The organism is Terrabacter sp. Soil810, from assembly GCF_001429645.1.
GTDB lineage: Bacteria > Actinomycetota > Actinomycetes > Actinomycetales > Dermatophilaceae > Terrabacter.
Window position 1 is genome coordinate 32498 of sequence record NZ_LMSW01000011.1, and the last position, 22708, is coordinate 55205.

Consider the following 22708-nt stretch of genomic DNA (forward strand, 5'->3'; position numbering starts at 1 on the left):
TCAGTCGCGGCGCGGTGCGATGACGACCTCGATGCCGTTGTCGCGGAAGGCCTGCAGCGCAAGGGGATCGGCAGACTCGTCGGTGACGAGGGTCCACGTGCGCGGCATCACGGCCCACGCGTGGAAGGGTGACTGGCCGAGCTTGTCGGCGTGGGCGAGGACGTAGGTGTGCTCGGCCCGGCTCATCATGAGCTCCTTGAGCCGGGTCTGCTCGAGGTCGGCCTCGCAGATGCCGCGCTCGGCGTGCACGCTGTCGGCACCCATGAACGCGCGGTCGAAGGAGAGCCGCTGCACGGCGGCCTCGGCGAGCGGCCCGACGAAGGCCTGGCTGAGCGGCCGCAGCCGGCCGCCGAGGGCGATGACGTCGATGCCGACGCTGTCGGCGAGGGTGCCCATGGCGCTGATGCCGGCCGTGACGACGGTCAGCTCGGTCAGCTCGGGGGTCTTGGTGATGGCGTCGGCGAGCGCGCCCATCGTCGAGCCGGCATCGAGCAGCACGGTCTCACCGGGCTCGATCTGGTCGGCGGCCCAGCGCGCGATGTCGCGCTTGGCGGCGTGCGCCTCACCCAGCCGCTGGCGCAGCGAGGCCTCGGGGTGGTGGGCGAGGCTCATGACGCCGCCGTAGGTGCGGGCCAGCTTGCCCTGCGCCGTCAGCTTGGCGAGGTCGCGGCGGATCGTCGACGCGGTCACGCCGAGCTGGTCGGAGAGCTCCTCCACGCTCGCGAGCCCACTGGTGGTGGCGAGGCGGACGATCTCGCCCCGACGCGTCTGTGCGGTGTGCTTCGCCACGCTGGGCACCCTAGGCGTCCACGGGCCGCGGCGCCATCTCCGCGCCCAGACGCAGCGCCTCGATCATCGAGCGGTGGTCGGCGATGCCAGTCCCGGCGATGTCGAAAGCCGTGCCGTGGTCGACGGACGTCCGGATGACGGGGAGGCCGATCGTGACGTTGACACCGGCCTCGAGGCCGAGCACCTTGACCGGACCGTGGCCCTGGTCGTGGTACATCGCGACGACGAGGTCGTAGTCGCCGCGGCCGGCGAGGAAGAAGAGGGTGTCGGCCGGCAGGGCGCCGTGGACGTCGATGCCGTCGGCCCGGCAGACCTCGACCGCGGGGTTGATCTTCGACGCCTCCTCGCCGTAGCCGAAGAGGCCGTTCTCGCCGGCGTGCGGGTTGATGCCGCACACGCCGATCTTCGGGTTCGGGGTGCCGGCGTCGACGAGGGCCTTGTGGCCGCGGCGGATGACGCGCTCGACGAGCCCCGGCTCGATGCGGTTGACGGCGTCGATGAGGCCGATGTGGGTCGTCACGTGGATGACCTTCACCCGCTCGGTCGACAGCATCATCGAGACCTCGGGAGTGCCGGTGAGGTGGGCGAGCAGCTCGGTGTGCCCGGGGAAGACGTGGCCGCCGGCGTGCAGCGCCTCCTTGTTGAGCGGGGCCGTGCAGATCGCCTGGACCTTGCCCGCCATCGCGAGCTCGGAGGCGACCCGGATGTAGTGGTAGGCCGCATCGCCGGCGACGGCGGACAGCCGGCCGAACGGCAGGTCCTCGGGCAGCAGGGCGAGGTCGATGACGTTGATGCGGCCGGGGATCTCGCTCGCCTCCTCGACGTCGTCGATCGTGACGATGTCGACGGGGACGCCCGCGATGTCGGCGGCCTGCTTGAGGCGCATCGCGTCACCCACGACGACGACGCGCGCCATGGTGGCGACGTGCGGGTCGGCCAGGGCCTTGACGATGATCTCGGGGCCGATGCCGGCGCCGTCGCCCATGGTCACGGCGATGCGGGGAAGGGCGGCGCTCATGAGTTCTCCTCGGTGGTCGCGCCGGGGGTGGCGCGGGTTGCGGTGTGAGTTGGCGTGGTGTCGGGGGGTGCGGCGCCGAGCACGTGCGTGGCGACGCGGGCGAGCGAGGTCGGGTCGCCGAAGCTGCCCGGGCGGGTGACGACGAGGCCCCCACCGGGAAGGCGGCTCACGACGGTGCCGGTCTCGACCTCCTCGACGACCTCGAGGGAGTGCACGTCGAGCCGGTCGAGGACGGCACGGGCCGTCTCGCCGCCGGAGAGGAACACGCCGTCGTACTCGTCGAGCAGCGGCGCAACCGCGGTGGCGAGGGCCTCGGTCAGGGCACGCGACCGGGTCGGGTCGGCGGGGGCGGCCGGGTCGAGCGCCACCACGACGACACTGCCGCCGCCTCGGGCGTCCAGCTCGGCGCGTACGACCCCGGGGTCGGCGAGCAGCCGGCCCGGCTGGACGAGGACCATCTGCGTGGTCCGCGCGGCACAGAGCTGCTCGAGCTGCGCCGAGACGCCGGGGGCGCGCGTGCCCAGCACGAAGAGCACGGACCGGACGGACCCGACGGACGGTGCGGACCGCATCGCACCCGCCGTTTCGGCGCCGCGGCCCTCAAATGGTGCGTTGTCGGTCTCCGGGGCCGCCATTCGGGGGCCGCGGCGCTGCTCTGGCGGTAGGGCACGCACGGCGGCGTCGGCCAGCGCTCCCGAGCCGACGAGGAGGGTGCCACGCCCACGGGCGGCGCTCGCGGCCACGGCGGCCGCGTGGACGACGTCGAGGTCGGCGTCGGTCACGGCGTCGCAGACGGCGACCAGTCCGGCGTCGGCGGCGGCCGCCAGAGCCTCGGCCACGGCCGCGACGCCACGGCTGACCACCGAGTGGGGCACGAGGACCGTCGCGAGCGGGTGCAGGGCTGTGGCCACCCGGTCGGGCGCCGCGGTCGCCTCGACGGCCCACAGGTCGGTGCGGTGCAGGGGCGTGCCACCGACGTGGAGCACGCCGTCGACCACGACCCGCTCGAGAGCCGGGTTGGCGACGGCGACGACCGGCGTGCGCTGCAGCTCCTCGGCCAGTGCGGACACCTCGGCGGCGACGTGTCCTCGCAGCAGCGAGTCGACCTTCTTGACGACGACGACTGCGCCGGCGACGAGACCGGCGGCTGCACGGACCGCGCCCTGGGCCTCCTGCTCGGTGAGTCGACGCGAGTCGGTGTCGACGGTGACCACCGCGAGGGGCTCGTCCTCGGTGCCGCCGGCGCCCGTGCAGGGTGCGTCAGGATGCACGATGGTGGCATCCGCGTCCCAGCCCGCCAGGACCACAATGCTGCGCGAAACACGCATAAGTGCGTGCGATGCGCACTCGGCGGCGCCGCTCAGGTCGTCAGCGACGATGCCCAGGGACGGTGCAGTCATGGTCTCCTCCTCACGGCGCTCAGGGCGTGTCTTGGGCTGTGCAGCAAGGAGATTGGCGTCCTTGCCGGTGGGGGCGAAGGGTTGGTCGGCGTGCTCCGGGAGTGCTCCGGACGGCATACGACCAACCGTCTCTTCACAAAAAACGCTACAGGTATTGCGCGAATCGCGCAACGGTGCGAAGGTGGTCCAACCCGAGGGGCGCACCGTGCGCCGCCGACGGGGAGGCCACCGCTCAACGAGGAGTCCCGATGCCCCAGCAGCCTGCACTGCTTCCCATGTCTGACCAGTCGACGCGCGAGGTCTCGCGTCGCTCGATTCTCAAGTTCGCCTCGCTGGCCGGCGCCGGAGCACTCTTCGCTCCCGCGCTCGCGGCCTGCGCCGGGCCCAAGTCCGCCACCACCGCGAGCACTGCCGGGGCAGGCGCTGCGGGGGGCACACTGAGCATCGTGCTCAACCGCAACCTGGTCAGCCTCGACAACAAGCTGAACCAGTACGACGCGGCCGTCACCGTCCAGCGCGCCGTGCGCGAGGCCCTGACGAAGATCGGCGACAAGCTCACCCCCGAGCTCATGCTCGCCGAGTCGTTCGAGCAGACCAAGCCCACCGAGTGGACCGTCAAGCTGCGCGACGACATCCACTACTCCGACAAGTCGAAGGTCACGGTCGAGGACGTCGAGACGGCGCTCCGGCTCTACTTCGAGGTCAAGGCCGGCTATGTCGCCTCGCAGTTCCCCGAGCAGCCCACCTTCGCCAAGATCGACGACCGGACCTTCACCCTGACGACGAAGAGTCCCGTCGTCTCGCTCAACTCGCTGATGTCCAACATCCTGATCACCCCGGCCAAGGACAACAAGGCCGAGGAGCTCGACTCCGGGCTCGGCACCGGCCCCTTCACCGTCGCGAGCTCCGACTCCGGCACCGGCACCTACCGACTCGTGCGCAACGACAACTACTGGGGCACGCCGGCCAAGCTCGACACGGTCAACGTCGGCTACCAGGAGGAGGAGGGCGCGCGCGTCATCGCGATCACCTCGGGCCAGACCGACGTCATCGACACGATCACGCCCGAGTCCGCGACGTCCCTCAAGACCAACGCGGACATCGACGTCATCGAGACGCCCGGCACGCGCCTCATCCACCTCTTCTACAACTTCCGCAAGCCGGCGGGCAGCCCGCTCGCCAACCCGAAGGTGCGCGAGGCGCTCACCTACGCGATCGACCACGAGTCGCTCATCAAGGCGCTCATGAACGGCCAGGTCACCTCGGCCGAAGGTGTCGTGCCCACGACCCTCGCCGGGTTCGCCAAGACGGGTGAGTACACCTACGACGTGGCCAAGGCCAAGCAGATGCTCGCCGACAACGGCGGCTCCGGCCTCAAGGTGAGGATCATCTGGGAGGACTCCGAGTTCGCCGGTGCGTCGCGCGTCCTCGAGGCCGTCTCGCAGATGCTCGCCGCCGTCGGTGTCACGGCCGAGCTGAAGATGATCCCCAAGGGCGGCGAGATCAACGCCTGGCGTCGCGGCGAGGCCGGCGACTGGGACATCCTGGCCAACGGCTACGGCAACCAGACGGGGCTCGCGCTGACGAACCTCCAGGGCCAGTACGGCGGCACGGCGGAGAAGGAGAAGACGCGCGACACCTACCACGGCTTCGTCGTCCCCGAGATCACCGCGCTGCTCGACCAGGCCGCTGCCGAGTCCGACGAGGCCAAGCGCAACGACCTGCTCAAGCAGGCACAGGACAAGATCTGGGCGGAGTGGCCGGCCGTGTGGGCCTGGACGCCGAACAACGTCCTCGCCAAGCGCAAGCGGGTCCAGAACCTCAACCTCCGGGCGACGAACTCCTACGACCTCGCCGCCGTGACCGTCTCCGCCTGACTCACAGGCGACCAGACCAAGGTGATCCCATGCTCAAGTACGTCCTCAAACGGGTCGGCCAGACGATCCTGACGGCCTTCCTGGCCGTGGCGACCGTGTTCGTCCTGCTCCGCATGGCCCCGGGGGACCCCGCCGCCAACTACGCGCCGCCGAACCCGAGCTCGGAGCAGCTCGAGGCGATCCGCCAGCAGTTCGGGCTCGACCAGCCGGTCCCCGTGCAGTTCTGGACGTTCCTGCAGCACCTGTTCCAGGGCGACGTCGGCACGTCGTTCTTCTTCAAGCGCCCCGCGCTCGACGTCGTCCTGGAACGCCTGCCCTACACGATCACCCTCGCGGTCGCGGCGATCATCGTCACCTCGGCCGTCGCGATCCCGCTGGGCGTGTGGATGGCGCGCCGCAGCAACACGGCTCCGGAGCTGGGAGCCAACATCGGCACCATCGCCGGTCAGTCGATGCCCGACTTCTGGATCGGCTTCGTGCTGCTCATCCTCTTCGCGGTCAACCTTCACTGGTTCGCGCCCTCGGGCTTCGACTCTGCGGCCTCGATCATCTTGCCCACCGTGACGATCGCGATCCTGCAGATCGCGCTCATCTCGCGACTCGTGCGCCGCGAGATGGTCGTCAACCTCGCGTCGCCCTACCTGACGGTCGCACGGTCGCGCGGGGTGTCGGAGCGTGCGCTGACCTGGCGCTACGCCTTCTCCAACGCTGCGCTGCCCGTCGTCACCGCGCTGGGCACCCGCTTCGCGGCCATGCTCAACGGCGTCGTCATCGTCGAGGTCGTCTTCAACTGGCCCGGCGTCGGTGAGCTCGTCGTCAACGCGCTCAAGCAGCGCGACTTCCCGCTCATCCAGGCGACCGTCCTCGTCACCGTGGTGCTGGCGCTCGTCGTCCAGCTGCTCGTCGACCTGCTCTACCCGCTCATGGACCCGCGGGTCCGACTCGGAGAGGCCAGCTCATGACCACCTCGACGAACCTGCCCGGCCACCCGCAGGTGCCGAACCTCGCCGAGGTGCCCGGCTCCATCCTCGGTCGCGAGTCGGCCGTGACGAAGGTGCTGCTGCGCCGCTCGGCCGCCGCGCGACGGGCCCGCTACAGCACCGTCAAGATCTGGGTCGGTGCGATCTGCGCCGGTGTCGTCGTCATCCCGGTCGTGCTGGCGGGAGTCCTCCCGCTGCCCGACCCGATCGTCGGCGCCCTGTCCGAGTCGTCGCTGCCACCGTTCAGCGCCGGTCACCTGCTCGGTACCGACCCCAACGGTCGCGACCTGCTCTCGCGCATCCTCCATGGGGGCCAGACGTCCCTCGTCATCGGCTTCCTCGCGATCTTCGTGTCGGGGCTCTTCGGCATCGTCGCCGGCGCCGCGGCCGGCTACTTCGGCGGCTGGGTCGACACGATCATCTCCCGGCTGCTCGAGGCGCAGATGGCGCTGCCGCTGCTGCTCATGCTGCTGCTCGTCGTCGCGCTCTTCGGCCCGTCGATCCCCGTCATCACGCTCGTCATCGCCTTCGCCCAGTGGCCCGAGCCGGCGCGCATCACCCGCGCGCTCGTGCTCGTCGAGCGGGAGAAGCCGTACGTCGCGGCGGCGCGCGTGCTCGGACTGCCGAAGTTCTCGATCCTCAGCCGGCACGTCGTCCCCAACATCCTCCAGCAGGTGCTCGTCGTCGTGCTCCTGCTGCTGGCCCAGGCCGTGCTGCTCGAGAGCGCGCTGTCGTTCCTCGGAGCCGGCGTCCAGCGGCCCTACCCGACGTGGGGCGGCATCATCTCCGACGGGCGCGAGCTCTTCGTCACGGGCAAGCCCTGGCTCGTCACCGTGCCGGGCCTGGCCATCGCGCTGCTCGTCGTCGGCGTCAACCTCATCGGAGACGGCCTACGCGACCGGGTGCGACGCGCGAAGGGAGACCAGACATGAGAGTCCTCGAGGTCACGGACCTGCAGGTCGAGCTGCTCACCGGCACCAGCGTCGTGCGCGCCGTCGACGGCGTCAGCTTCCACATCGACGAGGGCGAGACGGTGACGATCATCGGCGAGTCCGGCTCGGGCAAGTCGACGACGGCGATGGCCATCCTGCGCCTGCTGCCCGACGACCTCGCGGTCATCTCCGGCGAGGCCCGCATCGGCGGCCAGGACGTCACCGGGAGCCGCAAGGTCATCGACAAGCTCCGCGGACGAGCCGTCGCGCTCATCCCGCAGGACCCGATGACGGCCCTCAACCCCATCCGCACCATCGGCCGGCAGATGACCGAGGCCGTGCGCATCAAGTACCCCGACCTCGGCAAGGCCGAGGCGAAGGCGCGGGCCCTGTCGCTCATGGAGCAGGTGCACATCCGCAACCCCGCGAAGCAGTTCGACGCCTACCCGCACCAGCTCTCGGGCGGGATGCTCCAGCGCGTGCTCATCGCGATGGCGGTCTCGACCGACGCCGACCTCATCGTCGCCGACGAGCCGACGAGCGCACTCGACGTCACGGTGCAGGCCGGCATCCTCGACCTGCTCCTCGAGCTGCAGGAGCAGACCGGGATCGCGCTGCTGCTCATCACGCACGACCTCGGCGTGGCGCGCCTCATGAGCGACCGCGTCCACGTCATGAAGTCGGGCGCCTTCGTCGAGGGCGGCCCGGTGACCGACGTCGTCGACCACCCCCAGCACCCCTACACCCAGAAGCTGCTCGGTGCGATCCCCGAGCTGGGCCCCTGGGAGGACCCAGGCGTCACGCCGCCGCTCGTCAAGGAGGCCAGCCATGGCTGAGGACCTGCTCACCGTCAGCAACCTCGTCGTCGAGTACGGCAGCGGCAAGGACGCCTTCCGGGCCGTCGACGACGTGTCCTTCAGCGTGCCGCGCGGCGGCACCCTGGCGATCGTGGGGGAGTCGGGCTGCGGCAAGTCGACGATCGCCAAGGCGCTCGTTCGCCTGCTGACGCCGACGTCCGGTGTCATCGACCTCGACGGCACCGACCTCGTCCAGCTCACCGAGAAGCAGCTGCGCCCGATGCGCCACCGGGTGCAGATGGTCTTCCAGGACCCGTACGGCTCGCTCGACCCGCACCTGACCGCCCAGGAGATCGTCGCCGAGCCGGTCCGGGTCCGCGGGGAGAAGTCGCGCAAGGTCCAGCGCGACCGGGCCGCCGAGCTCATCGACCGGGTCGGGCTGCCGCGCACCGCCCTCGACCGCAAGCCGCCGGAGTTCTCCGGCGGACAGCGTCAGCGCATCGGCATCGCCCGGGCGCTCGCCTCCGACCCGGAGCTGCTCGTCTGCGACGAGGCGACCAGTGCGCTCGACGTGTCCGTCCAGGCGCAGGTGCTCGAGCTGCTCGCCGACATCCAGGCCGAGACCGGGCTGACCTACCTCTTCATCTCGCACAACCTCGGCGTGGTCCGCGCCATCGCGCAGGACACGGTCGTCATGCGCGCGGGCCGGATCGTCGAGAGCGGCCGCACCGACGACCTCCTCTCGCGCCCGCAGGCGGAGTACACCCAGCGCCTGCGCCGCTCGGCGCTCGAGCCCGGTCTCATGACCGGCATCAAGCCGCGACACCTCATCCGCCACATCGCCGCGTCCCGCACGGCCGAGACCGAGAAGGCCTCATGACCACTGCCGCCCTGCCCACGCTCGACCTGCCCGGCCTCGACCGACCGCTCTCGCGGCTCGTCCTCGGGACCATGACCTTCGGCGACACCGTCGACCTCGACACGGCCCGCAGCATGGTCGACACCGCGCTCGACGCGGGCATCACCTCGATCGACACCGCCAACGGGTATGCCGCCGGGCGCAGCGAGGAGATGCTGGCCGAGATCCTCGTCGGCCGGCGCGACGCCGCGACGATCGCGACCAAGGCCGGCATCCACCCGGGTGACGCCGGGGGCGCCCCGCTGCTCTCGGCCGCGGGACTCCGCTCGTCGCTCGAGGCGAGCCTCCGCCGGCTGCGCACCGACCACGTCGACGTCTACTACCTGCACCAGCCCGACCGGTCCGTCCCGATCGACGAGACCGTCTCCGCCCTGGGCGAGTTCGTCAAGGAGGGCACGGTCCGCGCCATCGGCGTCTCGAACTTCTCGGCATGGCAGATCGGCGATGTCTTCGCGGCGTGCGACGCGCTCGGTACGCCGAGGCCGATCCTCGCGCAGCAGCTCTACAACCTCGTCGCACGCCGCATCGAGGCGGAGTACTCCGAGTTCGCCACGACGAAGGGCCTCGCGACCATCGTCTACAACCCGCTCGGCGGCGGCCTGCTCACCGGACGCCACTCCTTCACGGAGACGCCCGGCGAGGGACGCTTCGGCTCGTCGGCGCTCGCCACCATGTACAGGGACCGCTACTGGAACGCCGAGACGTTCGCGGTCATCGAGGCCCTGGGCGCCATCGCGTCCGAGGCCGGAGTCACCCTCCCCGCGCTGTCGCTGCGTTGGCTGCTGAGCAAGCCGGTCGTCTCGTCGGTGCTGCTCGGGGGATCCAAACCACACCAGCTGGAGGCCAACATCACTGCTGCACAAGCCGGTCCGCTCCCCGACGACGTCGTCGCCGCGTGCGACGAGGCAGGCCTGGCGATCGCCGGGTCGATGCCGGGGTACAACCGATGAGCACGGCGATGGAGCGTAGCCGCGAGCGCGTGCTCGACTACGCGCGGCGGCTCCGGGCCCGCGATACGATCCTCGGCTACTGGGTCATCATCGACTCTCCCGTGTCGACGGAACGGCTCGCCCGGCTCGGCTACGACTACGTCTGCTTCGACGCCCAGCACGGCCTGCTCGACTACAAGGGCATCCTTGCGGGCATGACGGCCGTCGACGCCGGTGGCGAGTCGGTCGGCATGGTCCGGGTCGGCGCCAACGACCCGTTCCTCATCGGGCAGGCCCTCGACTCGGGTGCGGCCGGCATCATCGTGCCGCTCGTCAACACCGCCGAGGACGCGGCCGCCGCGGTGTCGTTCGCGAAGTACCCGCCGCTCGGCATCCGCTCCTACGGGCCCATGAGGTCGCAGCTGCGCATCGGCCCCAACCCGGCCGACTCCAACGACGCGACGGTCGTCCTCGCGATGATCGAGACGCCCCAGGGGCTCGAGAACGTCGAGGCCATCGCGGCGACGCCCGGCATCGACGGGCTCTACATCGGTCCGTCCGACCTGCGCATCGCCGTCGGCGGCGCGACGTCGTCCGACACCGCCGTCGACGAGGCCTTCGAGTCCGCCGTCGAGCGGATCCTGGCCGCTGCCGAGGCGGCCGGCATCGCGGCCGGGTTCCACACTCCCAGTGGGGAGGTCGCGGCCAAGCGCCTCGCCCAGGGCTTCACGCTCGCGACCGTCTCGTCCGACCTCATCCACCTCGAGCAGGCCGCGACGGCCCACCTCAAGGCGGCGCGGGGCGAGTCGTGAGCGTCGCCGGGGCATCCGCCGTGGGGCTCCCGACCGGCGGCGCCCTGCGCCCGCGCGACGGAGGCGGCCACACGGCATACCTCCCCACCCCGACGGTGCAGTGCCACGCGGCCAACCTCGCGTGGCTGCCGAACGGCGACCTCGCGTGCGTGTGGTTCGGTGGCACCCAGGAGGGTGTCAGCGACATCACCGCCTACCTCTCGCGTATGCCGTCCGGCGCGGACACGTGGCTCGACCCCGTGCCGCTCAGCGACGACCCGACCAGGTCGGAGCAGAACCCGGTCCTCTTCACGGCGCCCGACGGTGCCGTCTGGCTGCTCTACACGGCCCAGCTCGCCGGCAACCAGGACACGTCCGAGGTGCGGCGCCGGGTGTCCCGCGACGGCGGGCAGACGTGGGCGGCGCCGACGGTGCTGCTGCCCGCCACGGACGCCGGCGGCGTCTTCGTGCGCCAGCCGCCCGTGGTGACCGCGAGCGGCCGCATCCTGCTGCCCGTCTTCAACTGCGTGACGGTGCCCGGCGAGAAGTGGGTCGGCAACGAGGACACGTCGAGCGTGTGGTGGAGCGACGACGGCGGCGACACGTGGACCGAGGCGCAGGTGCCGGGATCGCTCGGCTGCGTGCACATGAACGTCATCGTCCGCGAGGACTCCTCGCTCTGGGCGTGTTTCCGCAGCCGGTGGGCCGACCACGTCTGGGAGACGACCTCGACCGACGACGGCCTGACGTGGGCCGACCCCACCCCGACCGCGCTGCCCAACAACAACTCCTCGATCCAGGCCGTGGCGACCGGTGGGGGAGAGGTCGCGCTCGTCTTCAACCGCAGCTCGGCGCTGGACGCCACGGAACGCAGGGTCTCGCTCTACGACGAGATCGACGACGAGGGTGTCGTGGACGGCCTGGACGGTCCCGTCGTCGCCGAGCCGTCGCCGGAGGAGGCGGAGGCCGCGGGTCGCCGCACGGCGTTCTGGGGAGCGCCACGGGCGCCGATGACCCTCGGCCTCAGCCCTGACGAGGGCCGGTCGTGGCCGGTCCAGGTCGACCTCGAGACCGGCGACGGCTACTGCATGTCCAACAACTCGCGCGACGGTCTCAACCGCGAGCTGTCCTACCCCTCGGTGCTGCCCGGCCCGGACGGCGACCTGCACGTCGCCTACACCTACCACCGACGCGCCATCAAGCACGTGCACCTTCCCGCCGACGTCGTCGACCGCCTCCGCCGGAGCCCATCCCGGTGAGTGCGGCGGCGCGGCCCGGGCCGGCCCCCACCCCACCTGCCGAGCGCGCGACACGCAGCGCGGTCGTCACGGGGGCCAGCTCGGGCATCGGTCTCGCCATCGCCCACGACCTCGTCGGTGACGGGTGGCACGTCCTCGGGCTCAGCCGCTCCCGCGGCGCGCTGTCGGACGCCGCCACGTGGGTGCCGTGCGACCTGGCCGACGGGATCTCGGCCGACGAGGCCGTGCGTGTGGTGCGTGGGACCGCGGCCGGCGGCGTGGACGCCATCGTCCACGCCGCCGGCCTGCAGTACTCGGCCGGCGTCGGCGAGCTGCGCCCCGAGCAGGGCGAGCGGATGTGGGCCGTGCACGTGCGCGGCGCGGAGCTCGTCGTGGGCGGCCTCGTCGGGTCGCTCGTCGCCGGCGGTCGCGTCGTCCTCGTCGGCAGTCGCACCATGACGGGGGTGCCCGGCAAGAGCCAGTACGCCGCCACCAAGGCCGCGCTCGCCGCGATGGCCCGTTCGTGGGCCGCGGAGCTCGCACCGCGCGGGATCACCGTCAACGTCGTCGCTCCGGGACCCACCCGCACGGCGATGCTCGACGACCCCAACCGTGCGTCGGTGCCACCGGTCGTGCCGCCCCTCGGCCGGCTCGTCGAGCCGTCGGAGGTCGCGGCGCTGACCCGCTTCCTGCTCGAACCGACCGGTGCCATGGTGACGGGTCAGACCATCGTCATGTGCGGCGGCGCGTCCCTGCCCTGACGGCGTGCGCCCGGGGGGAGGGGGCGGACGGCATGCGCTCGCCTGCTCCGATCGACACACGTCCGGGTCAGCCGCACCCGGTGCGCGGTGTGCAACCGGCCCGCACGTGCGTGGGTGTGTCTCGCGGCGGCGGACCGGTCAGGCGGTGACGTTCTGAAGGACGACGGCGAGCCCCCCGGCCGACCGATGCCGATGCAGGCGACGCCCCAGCACCCCCCGGAGTGCTGCAGGTCGCGCGCCAGGCCAACGGGGCTGACAGTGCCTGACCTGCGTAAACGTGTGGTGGGCCCCGTCGGGCTCGAACCGACGACCGGCGGATTAAAAGTCCGATGCTCTACCGACTGAGCTAGAGGCCCGGGGGGTGGGGAGTTCAGATGCAATTCCCCACGCAAGTTCGATCGGAACAACAGGGGTGTAAGTACCGGCCGAATCTCATCCCTCGGCAAGTATGCCGCAGTCCCACGCGCCTTGATGTGCGGCCCCGCCAGGGGAAGTGGGGCGGGACATGCGAGCGCAGGCAGGGTTCACGGCTTAGAAGCCTCCGATCACGAGGGCTGTGATCTGTCCATGAAGCGATGGGTGTCCCCTGAGTGCTAGCGGGTGAGGCCCAACGTTGCGATCAGGTCCTCGTGAAGCTCGAACCACACGCGGTGGCAGGAGTCACGGTCGGTACCGACGATCCAGGCCGGCGTGGCACGTGCGTGGGTCAGGGCTGTTCGGAAGCTGTGGTGGTAGCCCGAGAACCGTGCGAGACGTGAGGTCAGGAGCCGCTCGATCTCGGCCAGGGCCGTGGCGGCGGTCTCGAGCGTCGCGATGGTGTCCGTCAGGGTGGCGCGGTGGGAGCCGATGCCCATCTCGGTCAGCTGCCACGCCGTGAGGGCCCCGGTCACCACCTCGTTGAGCGGTAGGAAGTCTCGGTAGGCACTCTCGACGACACCTCGGGCACCGGTCTCGTCGAGCTCGGTGGCCATGAGGTCTTCGTCGTGGGCCTTGCCGGACTCGGTGAGCGACCAGCCCTCGTCACCGGCGAACGACGAGGGCAGGACCCATCCACGGCGCCAAGCCTCGCCCAGGGGTTGCAGTGCGGCGTCCGGGCTGACGTCGGCGCGGTGGGCGATGCGTTCGGTGTCGGCATAGCCGAGGACGCGCACTGCGTGCAGCACCCTGACCTCGACCGGGGTGGGGCTGGTCACTGCCCCTCCTCGGTGATCGGTCGGCCTTGGCTGTGCACGACGGTGGAGACGGAGCCATCAGTGCCATCGACGATCACTCGCTCTCCGCTGCTCAGTGCCGTCGTCGCGTCGTCGACGCCCGTGACCGCTGGGATGCCGAACTCCCGGGCCACGATCGCCGTGTGCGACAGGATGCCGCCGACCTCGGTGACCACCGCTGCTGCCCGAGCCAGAAGTGGAGTCCAGGCCGGTGAGGTCGCGCGGCACACGAGGACGTCGCCGGGGCGGAAGCGGTCGAAGTCGTCCAGGCCGTCGATGACCCGGGCGGGGCCCGCGGCGCTGCCGGGGCTCGAGCCCGTGCCCCGCACCAACAGTCGGACGGCAGCGCCGGACGTCCTTGCGTCGGTGGTGGCCGGCGAGCCGAGCAGGGCGGTCGTGGTGATGGGACGAGCCTGAAGCACCCACAGCACGCCGTCGGCCAGGGCCCACTCGATGTCTTGCGGGCCTGCAAGCTCGGCCTCGACCAGACGTCCGGTTCGGGCGATGTCCAGCACCTGCCCCGCGGTCAGGACCAGCTCTCCGTCTGAGCCTGGCGCGGGAGCCGGGGCGATGACGACGTGATCGCTCACGCCCCACCGTTGCGGCGTCACCCTGCCTTCGACCACCTGGTCACCCAAGCCGGGGGCGGCTTCGATGATCACCGCGTCGCCCCCGGTGACCGGGTGCCGGGTGAACAGCACTCCGGAGACGTCGGCGGGGACGCGGAGCTGCACGATGACCGGGACGGATGCCGGTACGGATGCCGGAACGGTTCGGGGATCACTGCTCTCGGCGGTCGGGTGACGTGGGTGACCCCGGCGGGTGGCGTAGGCGAGGGTCCGCAACGTGTTGCCCGATGCCGCGCAGCTGCGTAGCGCATCGGCGACCTCCCTCGGCGTCGTGACACCCAACGTGGTGTCCAGCTGGCCGGCGTAGGACGCTTCGGGTCCGTCCTCGCACATCGCGGAGGAACGCACGGCGAACGGCCCCGGACCCAGCTGGCGCAAGGCCGCTTCGAGCTCTCCTGCCCAGCTGTCGTCGCCGAGGGCGTCGACGACGACGAACCCGGCCGGAACGTGGAAGCCCGTGCGGAGCAACCGGCCCAGCTGCGCTGCCTTGGCGCCACATCGCCCGTCGGCCGCCTCCAGCCAGATCACCAGGTCCGCCGGAGACGCCTCATGAACCTGACTCGCCATCGCTGACGCGTCCTAGCACCCGGTTCAACCGCTGCTGTGCGGCCTGTGCCGAGGCGAGCCCGAGCGCGTCCGCGATCTGTGGCCACGTCATCCCGGCCGTCCGCGCCGCAAAGAGCAGGCCGGCCTCGACCTGGTCCAGCTCCGCTCGGGCGCTGGAGAGCAGCTGCAGCCCCGCGGTCACGACGGCAACATCGGTGCCGGCCTCGTGGCGGGCCGCCCAGACGGCGAACCGCACCAGGTCCCCGTCGGAGGGAGGCTGCCCCGAGGTCTGCCACGGTCGAGAACCCAGACCGGCGCCACCAGCGGCTCCTACGACCCCGCGAGCACCGTCCAGAGCAGCGGCACCATCCCAGTCATCGTCGCGCATCCCCAGAGCGCACCGCATCAACGGGATGTTGTCAACAAGACATTGAGCAACTGCTGGAACCGCCAGGTCGCCATCGTGCCCGGCCCGGCAGAACCGGCGACCCGGTCAGGACGTGCTCGGCGGCGCCGCGTCGGGCCGGAGCGGGTCAGAGGTGGCGGCCACGCACCCAGTCCTCGAGGGTGCCGTCGACCTGGCCGCGCATCACGAGGGCCCAGACCAGGACCGAGGCCGCGAGCTCGCCGACCGGCGCCGCGGCCGCCACGTCGTCACGGACCGCGGCGAAGCCCGGCTCGTCGGTCGGTCGGCGGAAGCGCAGGCGCGGTGAGTCCAGCACGATCGCTCGGGCGCTCTCCGGGAGGCTCTCGACGGTGGCCGGCCGGGCCGTGGCGGCGGCGCGTCGGGTGCGGACGGCCCGCACCCGCAGGAGGCCGCCGACGGTCACGCCGACCGCCGCGGCGGCCAGCACGACCGTCGCGCCGAGTGCGAGGTCGGACTCGCGGACGGGCCAGCGCCGGGCCACCGTGGCGACTCCGGCCGCGAGCACGAGCGCCACACCGAACGGCCAGGCGAGGCGCCACCACGTCGCGTCGCGCTCGAGCCGCTCCTGCTCGTAGTAGCGGGCCGCCCACTCCCGGACGGCGAAGACCGGGAAGCCGGACGGGACGGGCGGCGTCTGCTCGGCAGCGGACTCCGGAGCCGCCGAGACCATGGCATCGTGCGTGTGCCCGCGCCGCACCCTGCCGGTGCCGTGCGCCTCTCGCTCCTTGCGCATCAGGACCCCTGTCTGCTTTGTCACGTTTCGTGACCTTCAGCGTAACGAGGGACCGGGTCGGACGTGGGACGTCCACGCCCAGGGGGTCCCGCGGCTCGATGTCGTCCGAGCCGCGGGAGCGCGTCAGACGCCGGCGTCCGGCCGGTCCGAGTCCGCCGCGGCGGCCGGGCTCTCGACGGGACCGAGGGTGGCGCGCAGGTCGCGCCGGGCCGAGTCGATCACCGCTCGACGGGCCCGGAACTGGTCGGGGTCGGCAGTCGGGGCCGTCGCGAGGTCGGCCCCGACAGCCTCCACCAGGCCACGCAGGAGACCGCGAACGTCGGTGACCCGCTCGGCGCGTGCCCCGTCCGGCGCCTCGGTGGCCAGAGCGTGGAAGGCCTCGTCGATCTCGAGCAGGCGGGGCTGGGCGGCCGTCCAGATCGGCAGCGCCTCTGCGGCGCTGGGCCGCTCCAGGACCTGGGTGGTGAGAGAGTCCTCGACCCAGGACGCCTCCCGCTCGGCGGCGAGCAGACGGTCGTCCCAGGCCTGGAGCTCAGCCTGTGCCTGGCGACGCCGGATCAGGAACCAGGTGAGCGCGCCGAGCAGGATGAGCAGGAGCAGCAGCCACGGCCACCACGTCGTCCCCTCGTCGGACGTGGGCGCCGCTGCGACCTCGGTCGAGGTCGGTGTCGGCGTCGGGCTCTCGGACGGTGTCTCGGTCACCGTGGCGGTCTCGGTCTCGGTCCGAGTCACCGTGGCCGTCCTCGTCTCCGTCTGCGTCTGCGTCTCGGTCTTCGTCTGCGTCTGCGTCTGCGTGGCGGTCTCCGTCACGGTCTGGGTCTCGGTCGGGACCGTCCGGGTCGGCAGTGCCGGGAGTGCCGGATCGCTCGTCGCCGACTCGCTGGCCGCCGGTTCGCTCGCCGCCGGTTCGCTGGCGGACGGCTGCGATGAGCGCTCGACGCTCGGCAGCGTCGTCGGCAGGTTGACTGACCCGCTGCCGGAGCACGCGGCGAGGACCGAGATCACGGCCAGGGTGGCAAGCGCGCTGGCCAAGGCAGGAATGCGTCTCATGGCCGATTGTGCGCGCACGACACCCCGCTCGGGCGTCACCCCCGCGGGGTGAGATGGCGGGGAAGGCGAGGGTCGGGGACGCGCTCTCGGCCCGGGACGGCATACGCACTCGGTGGGTAGGGTGCAGACGTCAACGACTCGCAGGAGGACCGCATGAGCCTGGACCGACCGGTCGCCCCCAACCCCTACGACCTGCTTCCGCCGGTGCCGTCCTTCACGGTGACGAGCGCCGACGTCACCGACGGGGCGCCGCTCGGGGACGACCAGGTGGCGGCCGCGGGCAACACCAGCCCGCAGCTGTCGTGGAGCGGTGCGCCCGAGGGGACGCAGAGCTACGTCGTGACCTGCTTCGACCCCGACGCCCCGACGCCGTCGGGCTTCTGGCACTGGGTGCTCGTCGACGTGCCTGCCGACGTGACGTCGCTCGAGACCGGCGCAGCCTCGGGAGCCTTGCCGGGCAAGGCTTTCCACGTGCGCAACGACGGCGGTGAGAAGGGTTTCGTGGGTGCCGCGCCCCCGAAGGGCGACATGCCGCACCGCTACTTCTTCGTCGTCCACGCCGTGTCGGAGCCGACACTCGGCGTCGACGACTCGGTGTCTCCGGCGGTCGTGTCGTTCAACCTCGCCTTCAAGTCGCTCGGCCGCGCCGTCGTCCACGGCACGTACCAGCACTGACGCCGTCGCCGTCACCCCGATGGCGTCTGCCGGGTCGCTCGCTGGGCGGCCCGGCTGACGTCAGGCGAAGGTGAAGTGACCGGACCTGGGGGTCCAGCCGTCGGGCGGGTCCTCACCCACGCGTCCGTCGACGGCCTCGCGCAACAGGTCGGCGTGACCGGTGTGACGGGAGTACTCCTCGACGAAGTCGGACACGAGGCGACGCAGGTTGGCGTGCCGGCCGTCGGGCATCGAGGCGTGAACGGGCTGGTCGAGGTCGCCCGCGTCGAGCGCTGCGCGGAGCCGGGTGCGTGATCGCTGCACGGCTCCGTCGTAGAGGTCGTAAAGGCTCTCGGCGGAGTCCTGAGCGGCCGACTCGAAGTCCCAGTCGTCGCTGCCGTCCCAGCCGGTCGCGTCCCACGGGGCGCCCATGGGCTCGCCGCGCAGCTTGTGCGTGAAGATGTAGTCCTCGTTCGCGGCGAGGTGCTTGAGGAGGCCGCCGAGGGTGAGGCTCGAGGCTCCGACGCGGGTCCGCAGGCCGGCGCCGTCGAGGTCGTCGGCCTTCCAGCGGAAGGTCGCTCGCATCCGCTCGAGGGAGCCCACGAGCTGCTCGACGTCGGTGCCGGCGAGCGGTGGCTCCCACGGGGTCTGGTTCGTCATCGGTTCGGTGCTCATGGACCGACCGTAGGCAGGGTCCCGGACGGTCGACGTCCGCCTCGTGAGGGCGGCGTCCGAAGGTCGTCGGACGACGAGACCCGCGCCGCCGTCGTCGGCGGTGCGGGTCTCGCCCGGGTCCGGGCGCACTGAGGGAGCGCGGTCAGGCGCTCATGAGCTCCTCGGTCTCGAGGTGGGTGCGCAGCTCGGCGAGCACCCGGCGCAACAGGCGGCTGACCTGCATGGCGCTCAGGCCCATCGTCTGGGCGATCTCGGCCTGCGTCATGTCGTGCGCGAAGCGCAGCTCGACGATCTCCTGCTCACGTGGGGGCAGTCGCTTGAGCGCCGTCCGGACGACGATGCCGTCGTCGAGGCCGGGGTCGGACTGGTGCTCGGCGCGGGCGTCGACGAGGTCGAGGACAGGGCGCCCGCCCTCCGTCGTGGCCGCGTCGAGCGACGCCGGCCGAAGGTTCGTCGAGGCGACCTGCGCCTCCTTGACCTGCTCGAGCGTCAGCTCGAGCGACGCGGCCAGGTCGGCCTGCGTGGGCTCGTGGCCCAGAGTCTGCTCGAGGCGGGTGCGCGCGTCGGTGACGAGCTGGCGCCGCTCCTGCAGGCCGCGCGGGGGACGGACGAGCCACCCGTGGTCGCGGAAGTGGCGGCGCAGCTCGCCGGTGATGGTGGGCGTCGCGTAGGCGCCGAACTCCGTCTCGTGGGACAGGTCGAAACGCCGAATCGCCTTGAGCAGAGCCAGAAAGGCGACCTGCTCGAGGTCTTCGCGGTCGAGACCCTTGCCGGAGTAGCGGTGGGCGAGCGACCGGGCCAGTGGCATGTGCAGCCGGGTCACCGTCTCGAGTGCCTGCGCCCTCTCCGTCTCGGAGTCCGAGGTGCGGAAGGCGGTGATGAGCTCACGGGTGCGGGCGTCCTTGCGGGGACCGCGCGAGGGGTCGGTCATGTCTGCTCCATCCAGGGATGTGGGTGGCGGCACCTTCTTGACCGACAGGAGGACCCTAGACAAAGTCTCAACATTGCACAAGGGCTGGACAGTCGAGCCCGGCCGATCCGGGCCCGCGCGCCCTCACGCAGGGCGGTGCAGCACCGCTCCCACGGGGGTGACCACGAGCTCGCCGTCTCCGACCTGCGCCACGGTGCCGTCGACGATCAGCGACCGGTCGCCGGCCTCCCGGGGCGGGAACACGAGCGTCACGCCGCCGCGATCCCCGACGAGCCGGGTCGCGGTCGCGCCGATCCGGTCGACGACCAGCCGGTCGCCGTCGAGCCTCGGCCGGACGCCGAGCACGTGCGGCCGTTCCTCCCCGAGACACACGAGGAACGCGTAGTCGTGGCGCCCCATCGCCTCGCCCAGCTCCGACAGCTCGACCTTGACGCTCATGGCGACCTCCACCGTCCGGGATCCGCACCGGCGGTGGCGCGGACGTCCCCACCATCGTCCACCCGCTCGTCGATCGCTCGTCCACCGACGACGGCGAGCTCCGCTGTGCGAGGGTGTTCGTATGCGTGTGGCGTTGATGGTGACCTGCCTCAACGACGCGATGTTCCCGGATGCCGGCAAGGCCGTGGTGACGCTGCTGCGCCGGCTGGGCGTCGACGTCGAGTTCCCCGCCGCTCAGACCTGTTGCGGTCAGCCGATGGTCAACACCGGCTACCTCGACGAGGCCGTGCCGGTCGTCCGCAGCTTCGTGCGGGCCTTCGAGGGCTACGACGCCGTCGTCACGCCGTCGGGGTCGTGCGCCGGATCCGCGCGCCACCAGCACTCGATCGTCGCGCGACGCTCCGGTGACCCCGGCCTCGCGACCGCGGTCGCCGAGATCTCCCCGCGGGTGCACGAGCTGTCCGAGTTCCTCGTCGACGTCCTCGGCGTCGAGGACGTGGGGGCGTCCTTCCCGCACGCCGTCACCTACCACCCGACGTGCCACTCGCTGCGGATGCTGGGCGTCGGCGACCGTCCCGAGCGGCTCCTCCGTGCGGTCCGGGGCCTCCGGCTGCTCGACCTCCCGCGGGCCGAGGAGTGCTGCGGCTTCGGCGGCACCTTCGCACTGAAGAACGCCGACACCTCCGTCGCGATGGGCGCCGACAAGGCTCGGCACGTGCGCGAGTCCGGGGCCGAGGTGCTCGTCGCCGGCGACAGCTCGTGCCTCATGCACATCGGTGGCCTGCTGACGCGCCAGCGGGCCGGGGTCCGCGTGATGCACCTCGCCGAGGTGCTGGCGTCGACCGAGGGCGCGACACGCGCCGGGGCCGCCCGATGAGCCGCACCTTCGTCGGTATGCCGCCGTTCCCCACTGCCGCTCGTGCCGCCCTCGCGGACACGCAGCTGCGTGCCAACCTCGCCCACGCGACGACGACCATCCGCGCCAAGCGAGCCGCCGTCGTCGCCGAGGTCGACGACTGGGAGGCGCTCCGGCTCCGTGCCGCCGCGATCAAGGACGACGTCCTGCTCCACCTGGACGAGCACCTCGTCCGGCTCGAGGAGTCGCTCACCGCGCGCGGCGCCGTCGTGCACTGGGCGCGCACCGCGGAGGAGGCGTCGGAGGTCGTGGCGCAGGTCGCCCGGGCCCACGGCGTCGACGAGGTGGTCAAGGTCAAGTCGATGGCGACGCAGGAGGTCGAGCTCAACGAACACCTTGCGGCGCAGGGCATCTCGGCGTGGGAGACCGACCTCGCCGAGCTCATCGTCCAGCTCGGCGACGACCTCCCGAGCCACATCCTCGTGCCCGCCATCCACCGCAACCGCGCCGAGATCCGCGCCATCTTCGAGCGGGAGATGGCGCGCGTCGGCCGCCCCGCTCCGGCCGACCTCACCGACGACCCGGTGCGCCTGGCCGAGGCGGCCCGCCTCCACCTGCGCGAGAAGTTCCTCCGCGCCAAGGTCGGGGTCAGTGGCGCCAACTTCGCCGTCGCGGACTCCGGCACCCTCGTCGTCGTCGAGTCCGAGGGCAACGGCCGCATGTGCCTGACCCTCCCCGAGGTCCTCGTGTCGGTCGTCGGCATCGAGAAGGCGGTGCCGACGTGGACCGACCTCGACGTCTTCCTCACCCTGCTGCCGCGCTCGTCGACGGGTGAGCGGATGAACCCTTACACCTCGACGTGGTCAGGCGTGACTCCGGGCGACGGCCCGCAGGAGGTGCACGTCGTCCTCCTCGACAATGGCCGCACCCGCGCGCTCGCCGACGAGGTCGGCCGGCAGGCCCTGAGGTGCATCCGGTGCTCGGCCTGCCTCAACGTGTGCCCGGTCTACGAGCGAACCGGCGGGCACGCGTACGGCTCGGTCTACCCGGGGCCCATCGGCGCCATCCTCAACCCGCTCCTCAAGGGCGTCGGCCACGACGAGCAGACCGACTCGCTGCCGTACGCGTCGTCGCTGTGCGGGGCGTGCTTCGAGGCCTGCCCCGTGCGCATCGACATCCCGAGCGTCCTCGTCGACCTGCGCGCCCAGGTCGTCGACGCCCACCGGTCGGGGGTCCCCAAGCCCGAGGCGCTCGCCATGCGAGCCGCGGCCGCCGCCTTCGGGTCGGGCGGCCGGCTCGCGGCCGCCGAGCAGGCGTCCGGCCTCGCGGGCCGTGCTCTCGACGCCCTCTCCTCCCTGACCCGTCGCGGCCGTCGTGCCGGTGGCCGCCGCCTGGTCGGTCGCCTCCCCGGTCCCGGTGCCGCCTGGACCGACGCGCGCGACCTCCCGGTTCCGCCTCGGGAGTCCTTCCGGGCCTGGTGGAAGCGCACGGACGGAGGCACCCGATGAGTGCGCGCGACGAGATCCTCGCGGCCGTCCGGGGTGCCGTCGCCACCGCGCGTCGCCCGGTCGAGGTCCCACCGCTCGACCGGCCCGAGCGGGAGGGCGACGTCGACCTGTTCGCCGCGCGGGTCGCCGACTACCGCGCCACCGTCGTGCGGTGCCCGCCCGAGGGCGTCGCCGCGGCCATCGCCGCGGCCCTGCCCGAACGTGCCACCGTCGTCGTCCCCGACGGGATGCCGTATGCCGTCCCCGGCGCGGTCCCCGACGCCGGCCTGTCGTCCGCGGAGCTCGACGCGACCACGGCCGTGGTCACGACGGCGACCGTCGCGATCGCGACGACCGGGACGATCGTGCTCTCGCACGGGCCGGGGGAGGGGCGACGGGTGCTGACGCTCGTGCCCGACGTGCACGTGTGCGTCGTCCGCGCCGACCAGGTCGTCGACGACGTCCCGGCTGCCGTGCGACGTCTCGACCCGGCGCGTCCGACGACGTGGATCAGCGGCCCGTCGGCGACGAGCGACATCGAGCTGAGCCGCGTCGAGGGTGTCCACGGACCCCGTACCCTCCACGTCGTCCTCGTCGGCCCGGCGGACGGCACGCCCCCGGGGGCCGTCAGCTGACGCGA

The 22708-nt window shown here is 72.0% G+C and carries 25 protein-coding genes and 1 tRNA gene; 14 read left to right on the forward strand and 12 right to left on the reverse strand.

What is annotated here, in order from left to right; genetic code table 11:
- Genes ASG96_RS05995 through ASG96_RS24080 form a run of 3 tightly spaced genes read right to left on the reverse strand, consistent with a single transcriptional unit; the run spans position 1 to position 3207 of the window.
- Positions 1 to 789, reverse strand: a complete 789-nt coding sequence (locus tag ASG96_RS05995; RefSeq protein ID WP_056754425.1) for a DeoR/GlpR family DNA-binding transcription regulator — start codon at positions 787 to 789, stop codon at positions 1 to 3.
- Between the two features lie 10 nt (positions 790 to 799).
- Positions 800 to 1807 (reverse strand): 4-hydroxythreonine-4-phosphate dehydrogenase PdxA, encoded by a 1008-nt coding sequence (pdxA, locus tag ASG96_RS24075; protein WP_056752084.1) that lies wholly within the window; start codon positions 1805 to 1807, stop codon positions 800 to 802.
- Positions 1804 to 3207: a four-carbon acid sugar kinase family protein gene (locus ASG96_RS24080; RefSeq protein ID WP_235509079.1), complete on the reverse strand. Its 1404-nt coding sequence runs from the start codon at positions 3205 to 3207 to the stop codon at positions 1804 to 1806. Before ASG96_RS24080 ends, pdxA begins: the two co-directional genes overlap by 4 nt.
- A gap of 275 nt (positions 3208 to 3482) precedes the next feature.
- Here ASG96_RS24080 and ASG96_RS06010 point away from each other — a divergent pair, with 275 nt between their 5' ends.
- Genes ASG96_RS06010 through ASG96_RS06050 form a run of 9 tightly spaced genes read left to right on the forward strand, consistent with a single transcriptional unit; the run spans position 3483 to position 12431 of the window.
- Entirely contained in the window at positions 3483 to 5084 is a 1602-nt protein-coding gene (locus tag ASG96_RS06010) for an ABC transporter substrate-binding protein (protein ID WP_057587319.1), read from the forward strand.
- Positions 5085 to 5113: 29 nt separating this feature from the next.
- Positions 5114 to 6046: an ABC transporter permease gene (locus tag ASG96_RS06015; RefSeq protein ID WP_056752094.1), complete on the forward strand. Its 933-nt coding sequence runs from the start codon at positions 5114 to 5116 to the stop codon at positions 6044 to 6046.
- Positions 6043 to 6996 (forward strand): ABC transporter permease, encoded by a 954-nt coding sequence (locus ASG96_RS06020; RefSeq protein ID WP_057587321.1) that lies wholly within the window; start codon positions 6043 to 6045, stop codon positions 6994 to 6996. The genes ASG96_RS06015 and ASG96_RS06020 overlap by 4 nt, the downstream gene beginning before the upstream one ends.
- The gene (locus ASG96_RS06025) at positions 6993 to 7832 is read left to right on the forward strand and encodes an ABC transporter ATP-binding protein (RefSeq protein ID WP_056752099.1); all 840 of its coding nucleotides are present in this window, start codon (positions 6993 to 6995) and stop codon (positions 7830 to 7832) included. Before ASG96_RS06020 ends, ASG96_RS06025 begins: the two co-directional genes overlap by 4 nt.
- The gene (locus ASG96_RS06030; RefSeq protein WP_082588473.1) at positions 7825 to 8673 is read left to right on the forward strand and encodes an ATP-binding cassette domain-containing protein; all 849 of its coding nucleotides are present in this window, start codon (positions 7825 to 7827) and stop codon (positions 8671 to 8673) included. Before ASG96_RS06025 ends, ASG96_RS06030 begins: the two co-directional genes overlap by 8 nt.
- Positions 8670 to 9662, forward strand: a complete 993-nt coding sequence (locus ASG96_RS06035) for an aldo/keto reductase (RefSeq protein WP_057587323.1) — start codon at positions 8670 to 8672, stop codon at positions 9660 to 9662. The genes ASG96_RS06030 and ASG96_RS06035 overlap by 4 nt, the downstream gene beginning before the upstream one ends.
- An 8-nt stretch (positions 9663 to 9670) precedes the next feature.
- On the forward strand, positions 9671 to 10453 hold the full coding sequence (locus ASG96_RS06040) for an HpcH/HpaI aldolase/citrate lyase family protein (RefSeq protein ID WP_057587326.1): 783 nt from the start codon (positions 9671 to 9673) through the stop codon (positions 10451 to 10453).
- Positions 10450 to 11691 (forward strand): exo-alpha-sialidase, encoded by a 1242-nt coding sequence (locus ASG96_RS06045; RefSeq protein ID WP_057587328.1) that lies wholly within the window; start codon positions 10450 to 10452, stop codon positions 11689 to 11691. Before ASG96_RS06040 ends, ASG96_RS06045 begins: the two co-directional genes overlap by 4 nt.
- Positions 11688 to 12431 carry an SDR family NAD(P)-dependent oxidoreductase gene (locus ASG96_RS06050; RefSeq protein ID WP_057587330.1) on the forward strand — a complete coding sequence of 248 codons (744 nt, stop codon included), beginning with the start codon at positions 11688 to 11690 and terminating at the stop codon, positions 12429 to 12431. Before ASG96_RS06045 ends, ASG96_RS06050 begins: the two co-directional genes overlap by 4 nt.
- Positions 12432 to 12711: 280 nt before the next feature.
- Here the strand turns inward: ASG96_RS06050 and ASG96_RS06055 are convergent.
- The 6 genes from ASG96_RS06055 to ASG96_RS23150 all read right to left on the reverse strand — a co-directional run bounded on the left by ASG96_RS06055 (position 12712) and on the right by ASG96_RS23150 (position 16787).
- Positions 12712 to 12787, reverse strand: a tRNA-Lys gene (locus ASG96_RS06055).
- A gap of 237 nt (positions 12788 to 13024) precedes the next feature.
- On the reverse strand, positions 13025 to 13624 hold the full coding sequence (locus ASG96_RS06060; protein WP_057587332.1) for a hypothetical protein: 600 nt from the start codon (positions 13622 to 13624) through the stop codon (positions 13025 to 13027).
- Complete coding sequence (locus ASG96_RS06065) at positions 13621 to 14799, reverse strand: PEP/pyruvate-binding domain-containing protein (RefSeq protein WP_235509080.1); 1179 nt, start codon at positions 14797 to 14799, stop codon at positions 13621 to 13623. The genes ASG96_RS06060 and ASG96_RS06065 overlap by 4 nt, the downstream gene beginning before the upstream one ends.
- Before the next feature lie 19 nt (positions 14800 to 14818).
- Positions 14819 to 15073, reverse strand: coding sequence for a hypothetical protein (locus tag ASG96_RS06070; protein ID WP_235509081.1), 255 nt, complete (start codon positions 15071 to 15073; stop codon positions 14819 to 14821).
- 277 nt (positions 15074 to 15350) lie between these two features.
- On the reverse strand, positions 15351 to 16001 hold the full coding sequence (locus ASG96_RS06075) for a hypothetical protein (protein ID WP_157610689.1): 651 nt from the start codon (positions 15999 to 16001) through the stop codon (positions 15351 to 15353).
- Positions 16002 to 16100: 99 nt separating this feature from the next.
- On the reverse strand, positions 16101 to 16787 hold the full coding sequence (locus ASG96_RS23150) for a hypothetical protein (protein ID WP_235509082.1): 687 nt from the start codon (positions 16785 to 16787) through the stop codon (positions 16101 to 16103).
- On the opposite strand from ASG96_RS23150, the gene ASG96_RS23155 reads away from it, so the two are divergent.
- Both ASG96_RS23155 and ASG96_RS06085 read left to right on the forward strand, forming a co-directional pair.
- On the forward strand, positions 16771 to 17079 hold the full coding sequence (locus ASG96_RS23155; protein ID WP_235509083.1) for a hypothetical protein: 309 nt from the start codon (positions 16771 to 16773) through the stop codon (positions 17077 to 17079). The two genes, ASG96_RS23150 and ASG96_RS23155, sit on opposite strands and share 17 nt — an antisense overlap.
- A 101-nt stretch (positions 17080 to 17180) precedes the next feature.
- Positions 17181 to 17702, forward strand: coding sequence for a YbhB/YbcL family Raf kinase inhibitor-like protein (locus tag ASG96_RS06085; RefSeq protein ID WP_057587340.1), 522 nt, complete (start codon positions 17181 to 17183; stop codon positions 17700 to 17702).
- 60 nt (positions 17703 to 17762) lie between these two features.
- Here the strand turns inward: ASG96_RS06085 and ASG96_RS06090 are convergent, their stop codons facing one another.
- The 3 genes from ASG96_RS06090 to ASG96_RS06100 form a co-directional block, all read right to left on the reverse strand.
- Positions 17763 to 18356 carry a DUF664 domain-containing protein gene (locus tag ASG96_RS06090; RefSeq protein ID WP_235506384.1) on the reverse strand — a complete coding sequence of 198 codons (594 nt, stop codon included), beginning with the start codon at positions 18354 to 18356 and terminating at the stop codon, positions 17763 to 17765.
- 142 nt (positions 18357 to 18498) lie between these two features.
- Positions 18499 to 19287 (reverse strand): sigma-70 family RNA polymerase sigma factor, encoded by a 789-nt coding sequence (locus ASG96_RS06095; RefSeq protein WP_056752160.1) that lies wholly within the window; start codon positions 19285 to 19287, stop codon positions 18499 to 18501.
- A gap of 123 nt (positions 19288 to 19410) precedes the next feature.
- Positions 19411 to 19725: a pyridoxamine 5'-phosphate oxidase family protein gene (locus ASG96_RS06100; protein ID WP_157610695.1), complete on the reverse strand. Its 315-nt coding sequence runs from the start codon at positions 19723 to 19725 to the stop codon at positions 19411 to 19413.
- A 121-nt stretch (positions 19726 to 19846) separates the two neighbouring features.
- Between ASG96_RS06100 and ASG96_RS06105 the strand changes: the two genes are divergently transcribed.
- Genes ASG96_RS06105 through ASG96_RS06115 form a run of 3 tightly spaced genes read left to right on the forward strand, consistent with a single transcriptional unit; the run spans position 19847 to position 22703 of the window.
- The gene (locus tag ASG96_RS06105) at positions 19847 to 20602 is read left to right on the forward strand and encodes a (Fe-S)-binding protein (protein ID WP_056752163.1); all 756 of its coding nucleotides are present in this window, start codon (positions 19847 to 19849) and stop codon (positions 20600 to 20602) included.
- Positions 20599 to 22089, forward strand: coding sequence for a lactate utilization protein B (locus tag ASG96_RS06110; RefSeq protein ID WP_057587342.1), 1491 nt, complete (start codon positions 20599 to 20601; stop codon positions 22087 to 22089). Before ASG96_RS06105 ends, ASG96_RS06110 begins: the two co-directional genes overlap by 4 nt.
- Positions 22086 to 22703 carry an LUD domain-containing protein gene (locus ASG96_RS06115; protein ID WP_057587344.1) on the forward strand — a complete coding sequence of 206 codons (618 nt, stop codon included), beginning with the start codon at positions 22086 to 22088 and terminating at the stop codon, positions 22701 to 22703. Before ASG96_RS06110 ends, ASG96_RS06115 begins: the two co-directional genes overlap by 4 nt.
- The last annotated feature ends 5 nt before the right edge of the window (positions 22704 to 22708 follow it).